The organism is Synechococcus sp. UW105 (genome assembly GCF_900473935.1).
Taxonomy (GTDB): domain Bacteria; phylum Cyanobacteriota; class Cyanobacteriia; order PCC-6307; family Cyanobiaceae; genus Synechococcus_C.
The window spans coordinates 140,820-162,466 of sequence record NZ_UCNN01000030.1 but is presented as its reverse complement, the minus strand read 5'-3'; the positions used below and the strand labels follow the sequence as shown (position 1 = coordinate 162,466).

At 55.2% G+C, this 21,647-nt stretch carries 21 protein-coding genes; 5 read left to right on the top strand and 16 right to left on the bottom strand.

Going from position 1 to position 21,647, the window contains the following annotated elements; all coding sequences use genetic code 11:
* Position 1: 1 nt before the first annotated feature.
* The 7 genes from DXY16_RS13125 to DXY16_RS13095 form a co-directional block, all read right to left on the bottom strand.
* Positions 2–556, bottom strand: coding sequence for a hypothetical protein (locus tag DXY16_RS13125; protein WP_115121595.1), 555 nt, complete (start codon positions 554–556; stop codon positions 2–4).
* 29 nt (positions 557–585) lie between these two features.
* On the bottom strand, positions 586–1,242 hold the full coding sequence (locus DXY16_RS13120; RefSeq protein ID WP_115121594.1) for a PHP domain-containing protein: 657 nt from the start codon (positions 1,240–1,242) through the stop codon (positions 586–588).
* Positions 1,232–1,822, bottom strand: a complete 591-nt coding sequence (gene hemJ / locus DXY16_RS13115) for a protoporphyrinogen oxidase HemJ (RefSeq protein WP_115121593.1) — start codon at positions 1,820–1,822, stop codon at positions 1,232–1,234. The genes DXY16_RS13120 and hemJ overlap by 11 nt, the downstream gene beginning before the upstream one ends.
* A 35-nt stretch (positions 1,823–1,857) precedes the next feature.
* Positions 1,858–3,345, bottom strand: coding sequence for a cryptochrome/photolyase family protein (locus DXY16_RS13110; RefSeq protein ID WP_115121592.1), 1,488 nt, complete (start codon positions 3,343–3,345; stop codon positions 1,858–1,860).
* 25 nt (positions 3,346–3,370) lie between these two features.
* Positions 3,371–3,619: a hypothetical protein gene (locus DXY16_RS13105; RefSeq protein ID WP_115121778.1), complete on the bottom strand. Its 249-nt coding sequence runs from the start codon at positions 3,617–3,619 to the stop codon at positions 3,371–3,373.
* Positions 3,620–3,692: 73 nt separating this feature from the next.
* Positions 3,693–5,660: an excinuclease ABC subunit UvrC gene (gene uvrC / locus DXY16_RS13100; protein WP_115121591.1), complete on the bottom strand. Its 1,968-nt coding sequence runs from the start codon at positions 5,658–5,660 to the stop codon at positions 3,693–3,695.
* Between the two features lie 15 nt (positions 5,661–5,675).
* Positions 5,676–6,158 (bottom strand): flavin reductase family protein, encoded by a 483-nt coding sequence (locus tag DXY16_RS13095; protein ID WP_115121590.1) that lies wholly within the window; start codon positions 6,156–6,158, stop codon positions 5,676–5,678.
* 73 nt (positions 6,159–6,231) lie between these two features.
* On the opposite strand from DXY16_RS13095, the gene coaD reads away from it, so the two are divergent.
* Positions 6,232–6,726, top strand: a complete 495-nt coding sequence (gene coaD, locus DXY16_RS13090) for a pantetheine-phosphate adenylyltransferase (RefSeq protein ID WP_115121589.1) — start codon at positions 6,232–6,234, stop codon at positions 6,724–6,726.
* Positions 6,726–7,667, top strand: coding sequence for a hypothetical protein (locus DXY16_RS13085; protein ID WP_115121588.1), 942 nt, complete (start codon positions 6,726–6,728; stop codon positions 7,665–7,667). The genes coaD and DXY16_RS13085 overlap by 1 nt, the downstream gene beginning before the upstream one ends.
* On the opposite strand, the gene dacB is transcribed toward DXY16_RS13085, so the two are convergent.
* The 5 genes from dacB to dapF form a co-directional block, all read right to left on the bottom strand.
* The gene (dacB, locus tag DXY16_RS13080) at positions 7,642–8,976 is read right to left on the bottom strand and encodes a D-alanyl-D-alanine carboxypeptidase/D-alanyl-D-alanine-endopeptidase (protein ID WP_115121587.1); all 1,335 of its coding nucleotides are present in this window, start codon (positions 8,974–8,976) and stop codon (positions 7,642–7,644) included. The two genes, DXY16_RS13085 and dacB, sit on opposite strands and share 26 nt — an antisense overlap.
* A complete protein-coding gene (locus DXY16_RS13075) occupies positions 8,973–9,491 on the bottom strand; it encodes a DUF4330 domain-containing protein (RefSeq protein WP_115121586.1) in 519 nt (172 codons plus the stop codon). Before DXY16_RS13075 ends, dacB begins: the two co-directional genes overlap by 4 nt.
* Before the next feature lie 75 nt (positions 9,492–9,566).
* Entirely contained in the window at positions 9,567–10,271 is a 705-nt protein-coding gene (locus DXY16_RS13070; protein WP_115121585.1) for a DUF1995 family protein, read from the bottom strand.
* 35 nt (positions 10,272–10,306) lie between these two features.
* Positions 10,307–11,497, bottom strand: coding sequence for a cysteine desulfurase family protein (locus tag DXY16_RS13065; protein WP_115121584.1), 1,191 nt, complete (start codon positions 11,495–11,497; stop codon positions 10,307–10,309).
* A complete protein-coding gene (dapF, locus tag DXY16_RS13060; RefSeq protein WP_115121583.1) occupies positions 11,490–12,632 on the bottom strand; it encodes a diaminopimelate epimerase in 1,143 nt (380 codons plus the stop codon). Before dapF ends, DXY16_RS13065 begins: the two co-directional genes overlap by 8 nt.
* A gap of 567 nt (positions 12,633–13,199) precedes the next feature.
* Between dapF and DXY16_RS13055 the strand changes: the two genes are divergently transcribed.
* Together DXY16_RS13055 and leuS are read left to right on the top strand one after the other, a co-directional pair.
* Positions 13,200–13,421: a hypothetical protein gene (locus DXY16_RS13055; RefSeq protein WP_115121582.1), complete on the top strand. Its 222-nt coding sequence runs from the start codon at positions 13,200–13,202 to the stop codon at positions 13,419–13,421.
* Between the two features lie 65 nt (positions 13,422–13,486).
* Positions 13,487–16,144 (top strand): leucine--tRNA ligase, encoded by a 2,658-nt coding sequence (gene leuS / locus DXY16_RS13050; RefSeq protein WP_115121581.1) that lies wholly within the window; start codon positions 13,487–13,489, stop codon positions 16,142–16,144.
* Positions 16,145–16,175: 31 nt separating this feature from the next.
* Here leuS and DXY16_RS13045 read toward each other — a convergent pair whose 3' ends face one another.
* Positions 16,176–17,774, bottom strand: coding sequence for a glucose-6-phosphate isomerase (locus DXY16_RS13045; protein ID WP_115121580.1), 1,599 nt, complete (start codon positions 17,772–17,774; stop codon positions 16,176–16,178).
* Between the two features lie 88 nt (positions 17,775–17,862).
* Between DXY16_RS13045 and DXY16_RS13040 the strand changes: the two genes are divergently transcribed.
* Positions 17,863–18,687 (top strand): helicase DnaB, encoded by an 825-nt coding sequence (locus tag DXY16_RS13040; RefSeq protein WP_244281689.1) that lies wholly within the window; start codon positions 17,863–17,865, stop codon positions 18,685–18,687.
* A 3-nt stretch (positions 18,688–18,690) separates the two neighbouring features.
* On the opposite strand, the gene DXY16_RS13035 is transcribed toward DXY16_RS13040, so the two are convergent.
* The 3 genes from DXY16_RS13035 to DXY16_RS13025 are packed head-to-tail and all read right to left on the bottom strand — an operon-like array spanning position 18,691 to position 21,645.
* On the bottom strand, positions 18,691–19,563 hold the full coding sequence (locus DXY16_RS13035; RefSeq protein WP_244281688.1) for an N-acetylmuramoyl-L-alanine amidase: 873 nt from the start codon (positions 19,561–19,563) through the stop codon (positions 18,691–18,693).
* 29 nt (positions 19,564–19,592) lie between these two features.
* Positions 19,593–21,299, bottom strand: a complete 1,707-nt coding sequence (locus DXY16_RS13030; RefSeq protein WP_244281687.1) for a signal protein PDZ — start codon at positions 21,297–21,299, stop codon at positions 19,593–19,595.
* A gap of 1 nt (position 21,300) precedes the next feature.
* A complete protein-coding gene (locus DXY16_RS13025) occupies positions 21,301–21,645 on the bottom strand; it encodes a hypothetical protein (RefSeq protein ID WP_137007104.1) in 345 nt (114 codons plus the stop codon).
* Positions 21,646–21,647 lie beyond the last annotated feature (2 nt).

Sequence of the window (21,647 nt, the reverse complement as noted above, 5' to 3'; positions counted from 1 at the left end):
ATCAGGTATCCAGGTTCTGGGCCATGCTCATGAACGGATCAATCGAACCAGGCCTGGACGACTTGGCCGCCTTTTGGCTTGTGGCCGTGGTGGTGGTTTCTGGCTTCAACTCGGCTTTTCGAGCAGCTGGTGCCGCATCTGCACTGGCACGGGTGTTTGTTCCATTGATTGCACTGCCTTTCAAGCGCTGTTGAAGCTCCTGTTTGCTCATCGCCTCTGCAAACGTCTTCTTGACCGGCTTAGGCACTCCGCCTGTGACGGAGGTGACGTCGTCCTGGACTGTGCTTCCTCCTAATCCTTCCGTCATCGCTTCAACCTTGAGCCCCATGGCATCCACCTCAGTCACAAGCTCCTTGTTGCCTGGGCTGTCGGCTGAGCCAGGAAAGGTGCGACGAATGGTCTTGGCCTCACGCATGTAATTGCGGTCGCCCAAGGAGGAGGAAGAGTCACTGTCTAGGAAGAAGGAATCATCCTTCTTTGCAGCTTTCTCCTTTCCCCCAGAATTGCCGCCGGCCTCTTGCGAGCCCGATTTCCGCAGACGGTCGAAGATGCCCATGCCTGATTCAGTCTGGTGCGTAGTCCATTTTAGCGGCCTTTGAGGTCATGCCCGTGGGTGTCTGTGCCACACGTACGTAAAAGGCCAAGTTTTTTCAAGTGCTGATCGATCGATTCACACACCACCGCTGTTGGCTGCCAGCGGCCTTGCATTTCATAGTCATACCAAGCCTCCCCACCATCCATGCCAATGAGCGCTGCTGCCTCGATCAGCAGTGTGTGACTCAACCTGTAACGGGCGGGGTGGGCAAGGATCGCCAATCCGCCTGCAGCGTGGATGGCATCCACCACTGCATCTGCACGCAGAGGTACACCCACTGCAGCGTCCCCCTGGTTGTAGAGATGCAAGGCCCGGTGGCCATGCTCAAAGCCCAGGGCCAGAACATGAACCAAACACCCTTTGAGCAGGCAACTGATCTCCATCCCAGTCCAAAGCTGTGGCACTGCTGTGCCTAGTTGACGCTCTGCCTCAAGCCAGGCCTGCATCGGCAGAAACGCTGCTGAGCTGTGGTGGTCGGTCACTGCCAAGTGATTGAGACCCTGTTCCACGGCCTGTTTTGCTAAGGCCAGGGGTTCCAAGCTTCCGTCACTGCAGAGGGTGTGGCAATGAAAATTGAGAGCTGATGGACAGCTCTGAGGTCCGACCGTTTCAAGAACCGGCCGGAGTGGATGGCGATCAGCCGACATTGGCTTCGGAGCTCGTGGCGGCAGCCTCCTGCCGAAGCCGTCTCCAGCGTGCATAAAACTGTATTGACGCGGCCATGAACACCACCAACGCAACCATGAACCAGGTGGCAGCTCCTGTCGGGAACTGATTTTTGAACACCACAAGCATCACCACAATCACCAAGAGCAGCGTGGGAAGTTCATTGAGTGCTCGTAGCTGTCGGCCACTCCATCGACACTCACCACGTTGCAACTGACCCATCAGCCGATAGCAAAACCAGTGGTAGACCAGTAACGCGGCAACAAAGGCAAGTTTTGCGTGCATCCAGGCCTGATGCAGCCAACTCGGTTGCGTGATCAAGAGGCCGACGGCCATGGAAACGGCCACAACCATTCCAGGGGTGGTAATGATGTTGGCCAGGCGACGCTCCATCAAGCAGTACTGCTGCTGAAAGGGCCCTTTCAACTCAGCCGATAGCTCCTCGGCTTCCACGTGATAGATAAAAAGCCTCACGAGGTAGAAGAGTCCGGCGAACCACACCACAACCCCAACGATGTGAAGGGTCTTGAACCACAGGTAGGCCTCGGCTGGGAGGGTCATGGCTGGGAGGCGAACGCCAAAACCTTAGAGACCACTCAGCTCAACTCGTCAAGAAACTGTGATGCCCGTTGTTGATGGCTCTTCAGAGTGTCGGGGGCCATCCGATCAAGGTTTCGGGCCATCATCGCTAAGCGGTGTTGACCGCGGAAAAATTGCTGATGCCGTGCAACGAAACTCCAAAACAACCCATCCCAAATCTCACACCAGGGTCCCTTGGCGTAGTTGGACATCTTGCGCACATAGTTCGAACCTGAGAGATAGGGCTTTGTTGTGAACAGGCCTCCATCAGCGAACTGACTCATCCCGTACACATTTGGAACCATGACCCAGTCATAGGCATCCACGAACATCTCCATAAACCATTGATAAACACGATCAGGGTGAAAGCTGCACAGAAACATGATGTTTCCAATCAACATCAAACGCTCAATGTGATGGCACCAGCCGGTGTCAAGAGCATGATGAATGGCATCATCGATTGGAGCTATTCCGGTGGTTCCTTTGCTAAATGCGCTCGGGATCGGCTTCTGGTCACAATTCCAGAAGTTCGTGTCGCGCATTCGATCAGAATGCTGGCGATACATCGCGGCAATGAACTCACGCCAACCAATGATTTGACGGACAAATCCCTCCAACGAATTAAGAGGGATGGCCCTAACCTCAGCGACCTCCAGTGCTCGCTTTAGCACTTGTCTTGGTGTTAGCAGACCGATGTTGAGCATCGGTGTGAGTACCCCATGCCAAAGCACTCGGTGTTGACTGCTAATGGCATCCTCATAGTCACCGAAGTGGTAAAAGCGTTCGTCTAGAAAATGATCCAGCCAAGCAGCCGCTTGGCTGTGATTAATTGGATAGGTGAAGCGATCGGCGAATCCAACAAGTGTTAAGCCTTCATTCTCCAGCTGCCTGAGACTATCGCCAAGCTGATGATTGTGATCGCAATGGGGTTCCTTCGGAACACAGATTCCCTTCGGTAATCGCTTGCGGTTGTCAGCATCAAAACTCCACTGACCACCGAGGGGTTTGCCTTCAGGTGTGAGCAAAACATTCATGCGTTTGCGTTGCATGGCATAAAAACCAGCCATCAACGGTTTCCGACCCTGGTGGAAGTGATCGTTCAACACTGATTCGGGCGTTAATAGCATTGGCGTCTCAGCCTGCTCAAGGTTCCCGCCAAATTCTCTGATTGTCTTTTTAATTCCTTGTTCCAGGCGATGATCCACCGGATCGGCCATATAAAACGAGCGATAACCCTTGTTCCAGAGAATCCGTAGATGACCGCTGGTCTGCCTCGCCAGATGGTGGCGCTGAACGATCACTTCGAAGCCCTGGCCTCGTAGATCTTCCGCATAGGACTCCATCGAGGCACGGTGCAACAGTGCCCGCTGGCGGTGGATGCGCATTGGCGAGCTGGGATCGGTTCCAAAAAGGAGTGGGTCCTCAATCAGAGCGACGGCACGTCCTTTTCGGACCGAAGGGTGTTCGTAGAACAATTGGTGTGGATAGATCAGTGTGATGTCCATACTTCCCGCGTCGATACTGAGTGAATTAGGCCACGTATCGGCACAGTCTGAGGCCAAGAGCACGGGCATAACCGCGGTCGACGAGACCTGCCATTGGACTGAGCTCCCCTGCCTTGCAGTCCATCACAACCTTTTCACGATGCCCCTGTTGATCTTCCAGGCGCAAAAGCAATTGCCAATGGTTTTTCGCACTCCTTGTGATCGCGTCAGCGCAGACCGGACCGGTGCATAAACCTGGAGCGGCGAAAGCCTCGGATGGCCAAACAAGCAACATGCCAAAGATCACCAGCAATAGAGCCCTAAAGCAGCGTCTGAGGCTGAATCCATGGTGGTGCTTTAAGCCTCTATCAAGCATTAGGGGAGGGATCAGAGTGCTGCTCAGGCAAATTGTCATCGGAATGATCAGGGTGAAAATAAGCCCTGATCTGCTCTGCCATTCCAGGTCCAACGCCAGGTGCTGCCGTCAACTGTTCCAAGCTCGCCAGCTGGATGGCGTCGATGGACTGAAAGTGTGAAAGCAGTTCGCGGATTCGTTTCGGACCAAGCCCTGGAATATCCGAGAGGCGTGATCGTTTCATCCTCTGGCCCCTTTGCTGGCGATGAAAGCTGACGGCAAAACGGTGCGCCTCATCCCGTAAACGTCTGAGCAAGGCCACACCGAGCTGGTCAGGCTCACTCTCCAAAGGTTCACTCTCTCCGGGCAAGAAGATTTCCTCCCGCTGCTTGGCTAAGGAGCACACGTGTAGATCCTCAACCAGATCGAGTTCCCGCAGAGCCTCCATCACAGCTGAAAGCTGACCCTTGCCCCCATCAATCATGACGACATCGGGCCAGTCGTTGAGCCCATCAGTCTGGAGAGCACTTCCTCCTGTCTTACGAAGGGCGGTGAGGTCCCCACCTTCAGCTTTGACCCGGGCCCAGCGACGGAATCGACGGCGCATGATCTCAGCCATCGCCATGAAGTCATCACTGTGTCCAGCGCGAATACTGCTGCTGCAGATTTTGTACTTGCGGTAATGCTGTTTGGCGGGAAGACCATCGATGAACACCACCTGCGATGCGACAGCATCACTGCCTTGGATATGACTGATGTCGTAGCCCTCGATTCGCCTTGGAGGTGTTTGGAGTTCCAACAACTGCGCAAGGTCTTCCGTCGCCATGGCCTGCTGCTCTTGGCCTTGTTGAGCACGGAGAAGTTCGAATTCGGCATTGCGCTGCACAAGCTCAATTAGATCTGCTTTCTGACGACGCTGAGGACATTGAATCACCACTTTTCGTTCCCGTTGTTCTGCCAGCCATTCCTCCATGAGCTGATGCTGAGGGATCGGGTGTTGCACCAGCAATTCAGGAGGAACTTCCACAGCTTCAACCTGGCTGTAATGCTCCTCAATCACCCTCTGAAGAACCTGGCCTGGTTCCAGATCCTGAGCGTCGGCGGTATAAGCAAGACGACCAACAAGCTTGCCTGCTCTCATCTGAAATAACTGAACCGAGGCAACACGGTCGTCGCTGGCCAAGGCTAGAACATCTCGGCTCACCGATGAATCGGGCAAACTCATTTTTTGATCGGCCGTAAGCTGATCCAACCCTTGCAATTGATCTCTAATCTTTGCTGCCGACTCGTAATCAAGTCGCTCCGCATAGCGCGTCATCTGTTCAGAAAGCAGAGTCTGCAACTCATCGCTACGCCCCTGAAAAACCATCGCCACCTTCCTTAAGGTGTGGTGGTAATCATCAGAACTAACCTTCTGCTGGCAGACCCCTGGACACCGGCCGATTGAATAATTTAAGCAAGTGCGATCCGCATACAACGGTCGAGGACGTTGGCGTAACGGAAAGACCCTTTTGACAAGAAAAAGGGTGCGGCGCAGTAGGCCAACATCAACATAAGGTCCGTAAAAACGATCTAGAGGACTGCGGAAGCGACGTCGCCTTGTGATAAATATCCGCGGATAGGGCTCACTCCATGTAATGCAAAGGTAAGGGTATTTTTTGTCATCCTTGAGGAGCACGTTGAAATGCGGCTGATGATTCTTGATCAAGTTCGATTCAAGAACCAGCGCCTCAGCCTCGCTATCGGTCACGATGAATTCGATCTCACAGACCTGACGGGTCATCAGGCGGATTCTTGGTGATAGATCGTTGCGATGACGGAAGTAACTACGAACCCGACTGCGCAAGCTTTTGGACTTGCCCACGTACAGGATGCGGTCCTCTCGATCACGCATCAGATAACAGCCGGGCTCCGGAGGGATCTCCTTCAGCCTTCGCTCGAGGCGCTCTGGATGAGTCAGCAGCGTTTCAGTCGCAGCCACGGTTGCAGAGAACGTTCATCCTCCGTAGTTCCAACCAGTGGAGGCAAGGTTGAGGGCCTCGCCGTCTGCAATCAGCGTGGCCGTTTTGACTTCTCCGACGAAAACGGTGTGGTCACCATGAGCAACGGATCCGACAAGTTCGCACTCCATACCACCTACGGCATCTTTGAGGAGCGGCAGCCCAAGCGGGCCTTCGTCATAGGGAGCTGCATCGAATCGACCTCCTACCCCTGCTTGTGGCTTAAAAAATACAGCTGCCAAATCCTTCTGATCCGCCCTGAGAACATTGAGGGAGAAGCGAGTGCTGCGCTCAATCATCCCGTGGCTGGTGCTGTCGCTACGCACAGCCATCACCACCAAGGGGGGGTCGAAAGATCCTTGGGTCACCCAGCTGGCTGTAAACCCATTCACTTGGTCACCTTCGCGCACACCGCAGATAAACAGTCCGTGAGGGATCTTGCGCAGCAGCACCTTCTTGGCGTCGGCATTGAGGGTCATCGTTGATCGTCAAGCAATGGCGAGAATCTAGACATGCCTCGCTGCATAGGATCGATCCAGCTCAAGACAGGCCATGAGGGCTCTTTATCCCGGCAGCTTCGATCCCCTCACACTCGGGCACCTGGATTTGATCGAACGTGGCTGCAGTCTGTTTGGTGACGTGGTCGTGGCAGTCCTGCAGAACCCTGGCAAAACACCAGCCTTTTCCCTGGAACGACGGTTGAACCAAATCCGCACCGCCACAAACCATCTGAACGGAGTCGAGGTGATCAGTTTTGATGGCCTCACGGTCCAGTGCGCTCGCGAGCAGGGCGTGAATTTGATCCTCCGTGGCCTTCGGGCCATGAGCGACTTTGAATATGAATTGCAAATCGCTCACACCAACCGATCCCTGTCCGCTGAATTCGAGACGGTTTTCCTCGCGACGTCAGCTCACCACAGTTTTCTGAGCAGCTCGGTCGTCAAGGAAGTGGCCCGTTTTGGTGGGCCGGTTAGCCACATGGTCCCCGAGGTGGTGGCGGATGACCTCGCGAGGCTCTTTAATTTGCCTTTCCCGGCAAGGATGTGATGAGCGAGATGCGGTTCCCAGTTCTTGACCAGTTGGATCAACTGGAAGAAATTCTGCTCGAGGGCAGCCGCATCCCCTTCAGTGGTGGGCGGCTCGTTAATGAACAAGATGCCGTTGAACTGTTGGATGCGGTTCGCGAAACCCTGCCCAACCAGGTCACGCAGGCGGACCAGCTCCTCCAGAAACGCGATGATTTCATCTCCACTGCCAAGCATCAGGCCGACGAAATCGTTCAAAAGGCTCAGCAACAGCGTGAGCAACTCGTCAATGCCGCCTCGATCCGTCAGGAAGCAGAGAGACAGGTCAACGAACTGCGTGAGCAAACCCGTCAACAATGCGAACAGTTGCTGCAGACGACCCGTCAGCAATCAGCCCAGATCGAGCATGAAATGCAGACCAAGCTCTCTCAGCTCGAGCAGCAATTCGCCACACGCCGTCAGCAATTGGAGCAAGAGGCACTACAGCGGCGTCAGCAGCTCGATCAAGAGGCGATTGAGTTGAAACGGCAGCTTGCTGAGCAGCATGATCGAAATCGCCAACAGGCCTTGCAGGAACTTGAACAAGTTCGGCATGAGGGGTTGAGAGTTCAGAAAGAGGCTCAGGCTGAATCAGAGCGCCTCCATCAAGAGGCTCTTCAATACAGGCAACAAACCCAGCAGCAGTGCGAAAGCCTGATTCAGAGGACCCGTCAGGAAGCGGTCTCAGTGCAGGACGGCGCCAATCGTTACGCCGAACAAACCCTGGGAGAACTTGAGAATCGACTCAAGGAAATGGCCCAAGTTGTCTTGGCTGGACGCCAAGAATTAGTGAAGATCCAGACCATTCATCCGGAGAGCGGTCAGAGAGGCCCCGCATCAGATCGGAGCGGTCACGAAGCTGTACCAATCTCTCGGGCCCGTCGCGCCGCATCACGAATCAGATCGATGAAGGGCACGGGCTGAAGCTCTGCACCGAACGGAGTATCCGTCCGATTGTGCTGTTCGGGTTCGGAGCTCCGTTCGAGATCATGCTCACAAAGCGAGGACCATCGTTCGTCTGCAGAATTCCACTGACGGATCGAACCCCTGTCAATGTTCCTGTTTTCCCATGGAATCGGCCTTCAAGGCTGCTCCCTCGGAAATAGTTCCTCAGTGTGCCTCGCTGTCCTGCAATCGCCATTGAGGCTGTGTAGTAGGCGCTGAGTGGATGTTGATTCATGCGCAGTAGGAGCGCCGCCAAAGTGCGACTCGTGACCCGATTTCCCCGTGAAAGGCCGCTGCCATCGGCAATCGTCAGTCCCGAGACCGGCAAATTCTGAGATCGCATCCAACGCATCGCTTGATGGGAAGCTTGTTTGACGTCCCAACGATCAGCAGCCTGGCGAAGCAATACTTCCGCGGTGAAGTTATGGCTTTCTGTATTGGCCAGGCTGAGCAAAGCATGCATCGGTGCTGATGTTTCTTCGTGGAGTACGACGCGTCGCTGACGATCGGACTGACCGTGCTTGAACCTTGTTGCATTGGGTTCCTCTGCCTTCAGCATCTGCATGCGCACCTGACCGCCCTGACGCTCGATCTCACGCTGCATCAGGGTTTGGAACCGTGCAGATGGATTACTGATTGCACGTCCGAGAGCATTACTCGTGAGTGCAAGTCGTGTGATTGGAGCGCCATAGGCCTCAGCACGATCTGCCGGATGCCAGTCAGTGGGCCACCAGCGCTGACGTGGTTCCTCCCGCAACATCAACTGAACTGTTCCAGCAGGATTGGTGCGGGCTCCACCGTGACCAAGGGCTGCCATGGCAAAACGTTGGACCCCTGCCAGCCCTAAATCCGGATCGCCTTGGCCCTCGATCTCCATCACTCCATCAGGACGACGTAGCAGGCGAGTTTTCAGCCGGAAGTCTGCCCCAAGCCTGTCGAGGGCGAAGGCCGTGGTGATCAGTTTCTGGTTCGAGGCAGGCACAAGCGAACGACTGCCATTCACATCACCGATCAGGGAGCCTGTTGGATCAACAACACTGATACTCCACGCACGATTGGAAGAACCAACGTGCCGGCTGAGGGCCGTTTGTAATGGCTTGCAGGTCTTGCCCTTCTGGAGAAGGGGAAGAGCTTGATTGCTTGAGGGCGGCGGTGGTGCCAACAACGGGATCCTCGGCTGTTGGTCTGTGGTCTCCGAGAGGTATGCACTCAGTTCAGACTCACCCCATGCAGGGGCGGCCAGGGAGGTGAGCAAGATTGCTGCAATCGACCCTTGGGTGATGGTCATGACTCCATCTCCAAACCACTCACACTTCCGTTGATGCGATACCGCGGACCCTCGAGTTCAACCGGAGAGCCGATCTTCAGTTTTGTGCCTGCCATGACGATTCCTGAGTCGGAAACGGTGGCTTCACCTTCCAGCACAAATCTTGCCTCCAGGATCCCTTGCAGCTCACGATTCGGATCTGGCACTTCGATCACAGTGCCGTCTGGGAGCAGGGCGTTGAGCTTGCTTGAGATGTCTTGTATCTCCACCAATGTGAGCGAACCGGCAGGTTGATTGCGGATCACAAGACTGGTGGTTCCATGCGCTAAGGCATCCGAGATCAGCTTCGCTTTATCAGCAGTGGGCAACCCGCGCACGTCCACGCTGACCTGGACAGATTTGATCGACCCGGTGGCACGCGCAACGGAGTTACTCAGCTTCGGGCTCCAAATGACACCGGCGAGGGCGATGAGTGCCACCGTTGCTGCGACGGCATCGATCCAAGACACAGCTCTGCTTCTGTTCTCACCTGCCATCAGCCAGCCCTCAGAGCTGTCAATTTAAGGAGCTTGAACAGTTCCAACAACAGGACGTCATCGGAGCGATGCAGTTCAGTTGCTCAGGTCGTTGAGGAAACGATCCATGGCTCCCATCTGTCGTTGCAGTTCCGCGTTATCGCCATAGAGGGCAGCTTCGATCGCTTCCGGTTCCGGACGAACCTCGAAACTTGTCACGCCACGATGACCATCGGCATCTTTGCGGAAAACCCACCACGCATCAGGCCACTGACGTTGAAGAGCTCCCTGGGCTAGCGGTTGTAGCCAATAAGCAACCTGCCAAGTTGAGACGAAGCCTTTGCGTCGCGTTCTTGCCACATTGCCAATTCCCACGGCAGCATCCTCCAGGCGACCATTCAGCATCACCACCGGGCCTGACCAGAGGTCACAGACGCTTTCAAACTCTTCGTAATCACTTGGCTGTGGGGCCATTGCCAGCAGACAACGCTCGCGCCCATCAGCAAACTTTCCTCGTTTGAGATCGTTCAACGAACAGCACACATCAGCCAGTTCGGGGGCATCGCGCTGCGCCAGAGCAGCTGAACCTGCGTCCGACCATGCGATCAAAGGATCCAGCCCTGCATCGCGCAGAGCGTGCATGAACCTGATCCCCACCGGCATCACTCTCAGCCCTTCGAAACGCCAGGTCACCGACCAGCGAAGGCCTTCTCCATTCCGAAGAGCCTGCAAGAGAGCCTCAAGGGCATCGGCTTCAGCAGCTTTCAGATCTGCAGGCAAGGAAGCGCTCACGTCACTCATGAGAATGCCAGGAGGGTAACGCGGTCTTAGTCCTCTCAGATCTGAGCCGAGACCTCATTAAGCGCCTCGATGAGGGCTGAAGTAATACGAGGCAAGTGTTGCTGATGAATCCAGGAACCGAGACTGAGGCGAAGCCCTGCACGCTGCAAATCGGGTCCAAATCCCATCGCCGCTAACACGGAACTGCCACTGTCCTTTCCTGACGAGCAGGCGCTCCCACTACTGACAGCAATGCCCCGTTGACTGAGGGCACGAACGATGGCTCGACCAGGTAAAGGCCGTTCTCGGTGGTCGAAGACCAGCAAGGAGATGTGATGAGGCAGTCTTCGCCTGCGGTCGCCGGTGAGCCTGAGACGGGGATCCTCGAGTAATGCATCCAGCAATTGATCGCGTAAATCACTGATCTGGTGACAAGAGGTCTCGGCTCTTACAGCTGGTGGAGACAACCATGGCGGCAACTGTTCGATCGCTGTGGCCATCCCAGCCAACAGCGCCACAGACTCAGTTCCAGCCCTTAGTTGGTGTTCTTGCCCACCGCCACCCTGTCGTGGCCGGAGGCGATGGCGACACTGTGCTCGTGCCAACAGCACGCCGATCCCTTTTGGGCCTCCGAATTTGTGGGCCGAAGCACTGAGCAAATCAACGGGCAATGATTGCCAGTCAGGCCTTCCCTGACTCAAGACCTGCGTCGCATCCGTATGGATCGGTATGCCTCGCTCAGCGCAGGCACGACCAACCGTTTCAATCGGTTGAAGGGTGCCAACTTCGCTTTGGCCCCAGATTAATGACACCAGTCTTGTGGGCGGGGCCAGCATGCGATCCAGCTGGTCCATGTCGATCATTCCGTAACGATCCACTGGCCAATAAGCCAGATCCCAGCCGAGACGTTCAAGGCCTTTGGCCGCTGCAATCACAGCAGGATGTTCAACAGCACTGATCACCAAACGGCCAGGTGACAGTGTCTCTGCAAAGCCGAGCAAGGCCAGATGAACCGATTCTGTTGCACCGCTCGTGAAGACCACATCCTCGATCTCACTGTTCAACTGCGATGCGATTCGCCAACGGCAGCGTTCAAGCACTTCTGCTGCGGCCAAACCCTGGCGATGAAGACTTGAAGGGTTGCCCCAAGCCATCGTCTGAACCTCACTCATCGCCTCCACCACTCCCGATCTCGGCGGTGATGTGGCACAGCTGTCGAGATAAATGTCCTCGGAAGCACTAGCCACCTTGATGGCGGTCGAGGCGAGAACGAGTGCGCTGTTCGAGGGTATCGCTAGCCAAGTCAATCATGGCGTCGAGCGACATCGAATCCAGAAGGGATTGCACCTGTTGTTGTGCTTCAGCCTGGAGGCAATTATCAGGTCGCTGACAGGCATCTTTACAGTCATGAGAACAATCAAAGCTTGGCTTTGATGGCGATGGCATCTCCGCTTCAGGCCTGGGATCGGATTGATTTGGTCTCTGAGGTTCAGGTTCGGCGATGAGGGGCTCTAGTGCATATGGAACCAGTTCAGGAATCAGAACCCCATCAAACACAGCCTCAGCGGGTCCCGTCATGAACACCGATCCCTCGCCATTCGGCCAGCTGATCTGCAAGGGACCGCCAGGCAGCAGCACCTCAGCGCTGTCCTCACTCAAGCCGAGCAAATAGGCCGCCACCAGGGTGGCGCAAGCGCCTGTGCCACAGGCAAGCGTCGGTCCGGCCCCTCGCTCCCAGACGCGGATTTCTAGCGATGCGGGGCCGTGCACCTGGAGGAAATGCACATTCGTTTTGGCAGGAAAGCAGGGGTCTTGCTCAAGCGCTGCGCCCCACTGATCAAAGGGGATCGTGGCCAGATCCTCGACGGGGACAACGACGTGGGGATTCCCCATACCGACCGACGCCACAGAAAGTGAGGCGCCATGGCACTCAATCAGGCCTTGAGGAAGCCCCTGTTCCCCGACCCCCAGCGTTGTGGGGACCTGGGCAGGGTCAAGCACCGGGGGCCCCATGTCGACTCGAATCTGGCCATCGCCCTGGAGCACTGGAACGATCAGCCCTGCAGGTGTCAGGATCGACCAGGAACGACCTGGCTCATCTCCATCGCTATCGGCAAGAAAGCGAGCCAGACAACGGATCCCGTTACCGCACATTTCCGCCTCACTGCCATCGGCGTTGAAGATGCGCATCCGCAGCTCGGCATCCCCTTCGCCAGGAAGCGCCAAGATGATTCCGTCTGCTCCCACACCGAAACGTCTGTCGCAGATTCTGCGAACCCATTGAGGATCTGGGTCTGTGATCGTGGCATCAAGCTGCCCTTGGCGCCCCTCCAACACTACGAAATCGTTGCCGAGACCCTGATATTTGCTGAATGAGAGCATTCCCTTCATCTCCTGTCTTGGTCTGGAATCTCAGCGAGACGTTATGCCCACTGCCTTACCGCACCTGACTGACTGATTGGCTTGGATCAACAAAGTTTAGAAGCTCATGTCACTGTGATTCCAGCCTGATTCGAACAGGCGGTTGTGATCGCTGCAATCATCTCGTCAACATCTTGCTCAAATCTTGGTCTGCCCTCCAATGCCTCGTGGATCAAGCCCCTTACCTGTCATCTCCTTCGGCTGGCATTCGGATCGTCAGGATTAACCCAGAAGTGGGTGATGTCCTACCTGCTTTGAACAAGATTTCAGCAGTGATCAAGGCCCACCTCATCTCATTCACTAATGACAAAGAGAAACTAAGCTTGATCCACTGCTTCCATCATCAGCCAAATCAGCCATTTACTTGGGTTCTAGGTGCGAGCAAATGGCCAGAGATTAATCCAAATCTGACAAGCACTTATACAATCAACAGATGGGTTGATTTTTATCGTTCTAGCTCTCGTTTAGAATTTGCATCTAGACTCAGTTCATAACTTCAATATCGTCATTCCTGCCTCCGTGATTGCGATGAATAGCACCCATTTTGATCCCAGTCTGCCGGGTGTGCGTCAGCTACAGGCATGGACCAGAGAGCAACGTCTGCTTCGGATTGAACTCCTGAATGGCAGCAGTCATGAAGGTGTCCTGCTCTGGCAGGATCCGGAATTTCTTGCTGTGCTTCGTTCCGATGCCAGTGAGCCAATCCTGATCACTCGCCGGTCTCTCACATTGATTAGGCCACTGGGGTGAACGAACAGCCAAGGCCGCTCAAGAAGCACGGCTGTGGCACGATCGCTTCCAGGTGAAGCCTGCCCGTGAGCACCGAGTCGACAACCAACCTGCCTGAATCCAACAACGGCCAACGTCGTTACGACCCTCTCGCGACTGAGCAGCGCTGGCAAAACCATTGGAGTGATATCAATCTGGATGTCACTCCGCCCCTAGATGACGACCGGGCACCGTTCTATGCCCTCTCGATGTTCCCTTATCCATCAGGGAGCCTGCACATGGGTCACGTGCGCAATTACGTCATCACTGACGTGATCGCGCGGGTGCAGCGGATGCGCGGGGATGCCGTACTCCATCCCATGGGTTGGGACGCGTTTGGCCTGCCGGCAGAAAACGCGGCCATTGAACGGGAGATTGATCCAGGCATCTGGACCGATCGCAATATCGACCAGATGAAAGACCAACTGGCCCGACTCGGCTTATCGATCGATTGGAGCCGGGAGCAGGCCACCTGCCATGAGGACTATTACCGCTGGACCCAATGGCTCTTCCTGGAGCTACTTGATGGCGATCTGGCCTACCAGAAAGAAGCACAGGTCAACTGGGATCCCATCGATCAAACCGTGCTGGCTAACGAGCAAGTGGATGCCGACGGCAAGTCATGGCGCTCAGGGGCCGTCGTGGAACAAAGGCTCTTGCGTCAATGGTTTTTGAAGATCACCGATTACGCCGATGCGCTGCTGGATGACCTTGCGCTTCTGAAGGGTTGGCCAGAGCGTGTTCGCACGATGCAGGCCAACTGGATTGGCCGATCCAAAGGCGCCGAAATTCGTTTCTCGCTTCACGATCAGAGCTCAACACCAGAAGAAAGCTCTGTTGAGCCGAGCATCACAGTCTTCACAACCCGACCAGACACGTTGTTTGGTGCCAGTTACCTCGTTCTCGCCCCGGAACATCCTCTGGTCGAAACCATCACTTCAGCTGAACACCGTGATGAAGTCACCGCGTTCCGCGATCTGATGAGCACTCTCAGCAGCGAGGATCGCACAGCTGAAGATCAGCCCAAACGCGGGATCCCAATCGGTGCGGAGGTGATCAACCCTGCCAATGGAGAGCGTCTACCCGTGTGGATTGCTGATTATGTTCTCGCCGAGTACGGCACTGGTGCCGTGATGGGCGTGCCTGCCCATGACCAGCGAGATTTCCTCTTTGCCCGCCGCCATGAGCTTCCGCTCCGTGTGGTCATCCAAGTGCCTGGAGCTGATGAGCATCTCAATGACGGACAGGCCTGGACGGAACCAGGAGTCTTGATTCATTCCGGTGCGTTCAATGGTCTTGCATCCGAAGATGCCAAGGAAGCCATTGTCACGAAGGGCAGAGAAGAAGGTTGGGCGACGCCAAAAGTGCAGTATCGGCTAAGGGATTGGCTGATCTCAAGACAACGTTATTGGGGATGTCCAATCCCAGTGATCCACTGTGAAAGCTGTGGAGCAGTTCCTGTACCGCGTGAAGATTTACCGGTCTCGCTCCCAAAGGGCGTCGATCTTTCAGGGCGCGGGGGGTCACCCCTGTCTCAACTTGAGGACTGGGTGAATGTGCCCTGCCCACGTTGCGGAAAGCCTGCGCGTAGAGAAACGGACACCATGGATACCTTCATGTGTTCGTCTTGGTACTTCCTACGTTTCGCGGATCCCTCCAACAACCATCAGCCTTTCTCATCTGAGGCAATCCAACGTTGGCTCCCCGTCAAGCAATACGTCGGCGGCATCGAACACGCGATCCTTCACCTCCTCTATGCCCGCTTCTTTACCAAGGCATTGCGGGATCGAGGTTTACTGACGATTGATGAACCGTTTGAACGCCTCCTCACCCAGGGCATGGTGCAGGGAGTGACCTATCGAAACCCTCGAACCGGACGCTATGTCGCTCCCAACCTCGTCGCAGATGAAGGTGACCCGCGGGACCCTGAGGACGGTGGAGTGCTCGAGGTGTTGTTCGAGAAGATGTCGAAATCGAAGTACAACGGTGTTGATCCCGCCTCTGTAATTGACCGCTATGGCGCCGATACGGCACGGATGTTCATTCTCTTTAAGGCACCTCCAGAGAAAGATCTGGAATGGGATGACGCCGATGTTGAAGGGCAGTTCCGTTTTCTCCAGAGGCTCTGGCGCTTGATTGAATCAGCTGCGGCTGAGGGTGATCAGCATGTCAGCCTTGCTAACCAGAATGGCAGTGTGATTCCAGATGATCTCGGTGAAAGCGATCAGACCATGCGTCGTGCTGTTCACACCGCTATTGAAGCCATTGGAGACGACCTCACTGGAGAGTTTCAATTCAACACGGCCATTTCGGAATTGATGAAATTGTCGAATGCCCTAAGCGGCAAGCTTCAGACTGTTCAGCCACCGATACGCGAAGAGGCCCTGTCAGTCCTGATTCGATTGTTGGCACCGTTTGCACCGCACTTGGCCGAGGAGTTCTGGCATCGCCTCGACGGGGCTGGCAGCGTCCATCAACAAGCCTGGCCGATGCATGATCCAAATGCTCTGGTTCAGGACACGATTGAACTTGTGATTCAGGTGAAGGGGAAGGTGAGGGGAAGCCTCCAGGTCCCCGCCGATGCCGACAAAGACACGCTCGAGACATTGGCCTTAGCCAGTGATGTGGCCGAGAAGTGGCTTGAGGGGCAGGCACCCCGCCGCGTGATTGTTGTGCCAGGGAAACTGGTGAATCTTGTGCCCTGAATCGCCGCGGTAGCAGCTTGTGTTGTGCTGATCAAGCCTTGCTGAAGCGCAGTGATGCGGGGTTATCCCAGCTTCCCTGCGCTGAATAACCACGCGAATTGGCTGTGAGGTGGCGCAGGATCCAGAACACCACCTCCACTGTTCCCTCACCAATTGCAGACTGCACTTCATTGACAGACCTGGCCTGCCCATCCGCCAAGACCTTCTCCACCTCCCCTTGAAGGCTAAGAATGGCTGCAGCAGCCTTCTTCCCAGCCTCCACACCAGGCTGGTGATAAGCATTGATATTGACCAACTCGCCATAGAGGCCGACGGCACGTTCAAACAGAGCGATCAGAGCACCAAGGCGTCGGGCATCAAATTGACGCATGCTGATACTGATGCTCTGACGACCGCCTTCGGTGAGGGCTGATCGGGTTCCCTGCAGGAAGCCATCCAGAAAATCACCTGGGTATTCACCATTGATTTCAGGGATCTCCTGTGAATCACGAAGCACTTCGATAAAGGTGACAAAGAAATTGTCGACACCGTCTCTGAGCTGTTGCACATAGGCGTGTTGGTCGGTGGAACCCTTGTTTCCATAGACAGCAATGCCCTGATGGACAACATTGCCGTCACGGTCCAGACGTTTACCGAGGGATTCCATCACCAATTGTTGGAGGTAACGGCTAAACACCTCAAGCCGGTCGCGGTAGGGGAGAACCACCATGTCGCGTAGGCCACGGCCTTCCCCAGCCACGTACCAAGACGCAGCCATCAACGCGGCTGGATTGCGTTGGACATCACAGACACGGGTGGCCTCATCCATCTGTGCAGCACCGGCAAGAAATTCTCTGATTTCAGAACCGATGAGAGCACCAGGGACGAGTCCTACGGCACTCGTGATACTCGTTCGTCCGCCAACCCAATCAAACATGTCAAACCGCTTCAGCCAGCCTTCCTCTCTGGCCTTCTGATCAAGGTTGCTGTTTGCCATGGTGATGGCGACTGCCTGACCAGCCCAACGCCCTCCGCAAGCCTCCAGACGATGCCTGGCCTGTTCCATCCCAAGGTGTGGTTCTGGGGTTCCGCCTGATTTGCTGACAGTGATCACCAATGTGGTGGGAAGCGCTTCACCAATGCCTGCAAGCACACGGCTCATGCCGTTGGGATCGACATTGTCGAAAAAGTGGAAGGGGAGGCCAGCACCCTCCTCTTGTAAAGCGCGGACCATCAACAGAGGTCCAAGAGCGCTGCCACCGATCCCAATCCAGAGCACATCTGTGAAGGGTTGACCGTTGGGGGCGGTGATCTCCTTGTTCAACACCGAGCGACAAAACGCCTCGATTTGATCCACTTCGAGGGCAATGTGGCTTTGAACGTCGGCGTCTGGAGCGAGCTGGGGTTGCCGTAACCAGTAGTGCCCGACCTGTCTTTGTTCGTCTGCGTTTGCGATCGATCCAGCTTCAAGAGCAGCCATGGATCGAAAGGCCTGATCAAAACCAGGACGTAGCCCCTCCAGATCCGAAAGGTTGAGGTGCATGCGGCTGATATCAAGCCATACACCCAGGTCGTCATGGAACCAAAGCAGTTCACAGAAGCGCTGCCACTGAACCTGAGGGTCGTTGGCGCTGAAATCTGGGAAGCTCATCGCTGGGTTCGAGGCCGCTCTCAGCTTGAAGCTATCTTCGATTTCTCCAGATGCCCATTTTCTGCGACAGCACAGCTAGCGTCTCCCCATGGCCACATTCGGTCGCGTCATCCTTCCATTCTTGAGACCGAGCCTTTTGGCATCGCTCTCCTGCGGCATTGCCGCAGGCTTTGTGGTTCGTTCAACCCTGACGCCCGTTCCGATCGGTCAGGTGATCGATGCGCAGGTCGCACTGGAATCCCAGACTGGGAATGCCCTTCAGGACCGTGCCAACCCCACAGATTTCTCCGCCGAAGAACTCGAGAATCTTCAGCGTCGTTTCGGCGTCCACGGTCCTCAAACGCCATTGGCGCAGCTTTTCACCCGCGGTGTGGATCAATTCGAACCGCTTCGCGCGAGGACCCTCTCTCGATTGAGCCAACTGAAACCTGTGATTTTGAGGGAATCCGAGCAGCACCACATCAATCCGATGTTGCTGACTGGCATCCTTTACGACGAAATTCAGCATTCCAAGCCTGGAGAAGGGTTACCTTTCGTCGCCCATTCAGGCTTGGTCTCAACTCACGGTCTCGCACAACTCGGCATTAGTGAGCTGATCCATCAGGGACGACTGCCAAGAAATCCTTCACAAGAGCAGATTGCGTGGGCCCGGAATTTTCTGCTGGACCCCCATCAAAATGTCTCTCTCCTGGCCGGGAAGCTACACAGGCTCAAGCGTGCCTTGCGGTTACCTGACTCCACCATGCTGTGCGCAAGCGCATCCTTTGCAGACGCCAAGGCGATCGCCACGCTTGCCTATCTGCATAACGGAAAACTTGATTATCCCGCTCGTATCCTCCGCTATATGCAGGATCCGGCCCTTCATGGATTGATTTATTCCACTCAGATGGAGTCAGAGCCCAGAACAATCTGAAGCTCAACAAAGTCTCTTCAATGCTGCCATCCTAACTTGAAGTTTCTTCCAGTTAAAGCTGCGTGGATCACCTCTTTCACCGCCAAGATCAACATGTTGGTGTGTCGTGATCGCTTCTGACGGAATCCTGAATGTTTCCATCCAATCATCAAGGACCAAAGCAAGAGCGTCGTACTGCTGTTCGGTATAGCCAGAGTGATGTCGACCTCCGATGTAGCCGTCAGGCGGAGTTTCCAGGCTGAGATGCAGCGCAAAGTTATTGACCGATCCCATAAATTCAGGATTAGTCACAGCCCATTCACCGTGGAAGGCCGAGTAGCCAGCTCCATAGGCTCGATGGAGTGGATCGACAACATCAACAACACGCCCGTTCATTCCAATCAAGGTGTGATAACTCACTTGATCATGATCATTCGGGTGCGGAGTCTTGAATGTGTTAATCGCCGATGTGAGTGAATTTGCTGTTTCGTGTAAAACGACCATGCGAGGCATAGGGTCAATCGAATCCTTCCAGGGATTCACGCTGTAACGCTTGCCGTAATTACTGGGGTCGATTGCAATTCTTTCGCGTTGTTGTTTGAAGCTTGACTTCAACTTGACGAGGCGCTTTCTGATTTGATCGTCGATTCCCTTGCACTGGCGTGTCAATGGTGAACGCCATGCGCTCGACTCTGGTGGATCTGGCCGCATTCGGTTGGACGCGTCATCCAACTGGTTGGGAGTACCACTGGTGACTTGATCGAGAAGCTCAAGCAGTGATGGCTGATGGTGCGACTGGGTCAGCGCAACATCGCTAGAACTCAGCCAAATCACACTACTGAGACTCACGATCAAACCAAAGGATCCGATCGCCAGGATTCCATGGCGGCCTTCCAACCGTCGCCTTAAATGTTTGAATCGTCTGGTCAGTGGATCTCGAACCATCGGTCGCGAAGCACCCTGGCCTCATGGGGTGCGTGAGGATTCCACTCCACTGTGTATTCCTGAGTGCGGTTGGGTGCCGGAATCACCTGTGTTTCTTCCAACCGTCCCCGTCGTGCGTAGATGATCGCCATCGGCTCAGCACCTGATTGCAGCAACGTCCACTGATCAACTGAGTAGAGGCGATGACCACGAACTGCCACAATCTCGTCACCGGCAACGAGATTGGCATGATGCGCCGGACTCTCGGAGCGCACACGTGTCACCCGCACACCTTTTGGATGATCGGCAAGGGTTAAGCCCGTCCAGGGCGTGCTGGCCAAAACCGGATGCAAGATCAATCCCAACTGATCAAGACACTCCTTAATCGGTAGCGTGCCCTTCTGATCTAACCAACAAGGGAGTTGGTCGGCGAGTTCCTGGCTGTACACAGCCAAGGCGTTTTGGATATCGCACCGGCCGTAGCCTCGGCCGACCTGGCCAAAGCTCTGCCAAAGATCTCTGACAACCTGAGCAAGGGACACGCCTAGGGCTCGTAACCGAACATCAAGGCAGAATGCAAGTGCAGCCCCAAGCTTGTAGTAACTGATCTGGCTGTCGGCTCCTGCAGTTGTGCATTTGTAAAGACGCACCCATGCTTCCCGTGAACTATCAGCCAAGCTCTGCACTTGTACACCTGGACTGAGCAGGACATGCGAAAGGTCCTTACCGAGATCCCTTAAAAAAGTTTTTCGAGTCGATCGTCCTGCCAGCAATGGGAGGGCAAGGTCGAAGTAACTCGTGATGCCTTCAGCAAACCAGAGACTGTCACTCACCACAGCAACTCCATGGTCGTAAGGGATGTACTCCCTTGGACGCAGACGCCGAACATTCCATTGGTGCAGATATTCATGACCCACGAGCTGCAGAAGCTGGTGGTAACCATTGGGTTCAGCTAAAGCAGGCCAAGCGAACTGAAGAACAGCCCCATCGTTATGCTCCAGTCCGCCATAGCCGCTATCGAGCATCTGAATCACAAGCTGGTAGCGATCACCTGACGGAGGTGATTCACCCATCAGCGATGCAGCGGCTCCACACACCGCCTCGATGTCCTCCACAAGTGTGTCTGGCCAACCCGTCGGCGGTGAACCGATCAGCAGCAACGAGTGATGACAGCCATCAACAATAAATGGACGATCATCGAATGCACCCGCATGAACTGGACTATCAACAAGTTGATCAAAATCCTGACTGATATAGAACGCATCGTCTTGAGGAAGCGGAACAAAACCACGCCACCCTTGTGGCAATAGCAACTCGAGAACATGGCGTTCCCAACGTTTTCCATCCACCAACATGCAAACTGCAGACAGACACAGAGAGGCAAACTCTGGGTCGAGAAAACTGGTTCGTACCGTCAGTTGCTTGGCCTCAAGCTGATACACAAGACGAACCCGATCAAGGCAAGGAAGCTTTGCGCTCCAGCGCGATGGGCTTAGACGTGTTGTCTCGACTTGTTGGTCTTGCTGGTAGAAGGCAAGACTATGTAAATGTTGAGACGGATCTCGGACGGTGTAAGAACCTGGCGTCCAGATCGGCAAGGTCCACCTCTGCATGTGGACTTCGGGAATCCAACTCAGTTCGATCTTGAGCGTTTGTGACGCAGGATCCAGGAGATCAATGCGTAGGAAAACATCCTTGTGGTCCGTCACGTCAACAGGCGCATACGTCCTTCAAAGCGGGAGAAGCCTCAACCTCATCCAAGGCTTGGGATAAGGCATAGAGCCGAAGAATGCGTTGCAACCTCGGTTGGTACGTATCAGCGGCACCTTGGCGTTCGAGATCAGCAATCAGTTCAAGCTGGGGACCGGATGCAGACCGTCGCCAAGCGAAGTGAATTCCAGCGCAGCTGGTGGCTTTGAGATCAAATCGCAGGCTTTCACCCGCAAACCCAATCAGTCGTCCTTCGCGCTCAACGCGATAGCCCTGAGCCACAAGGACAGAGGCAAGACGGTCGAGATCGGTGAGGGCTGTGGGCAGGATGGACAGATGGGACATGG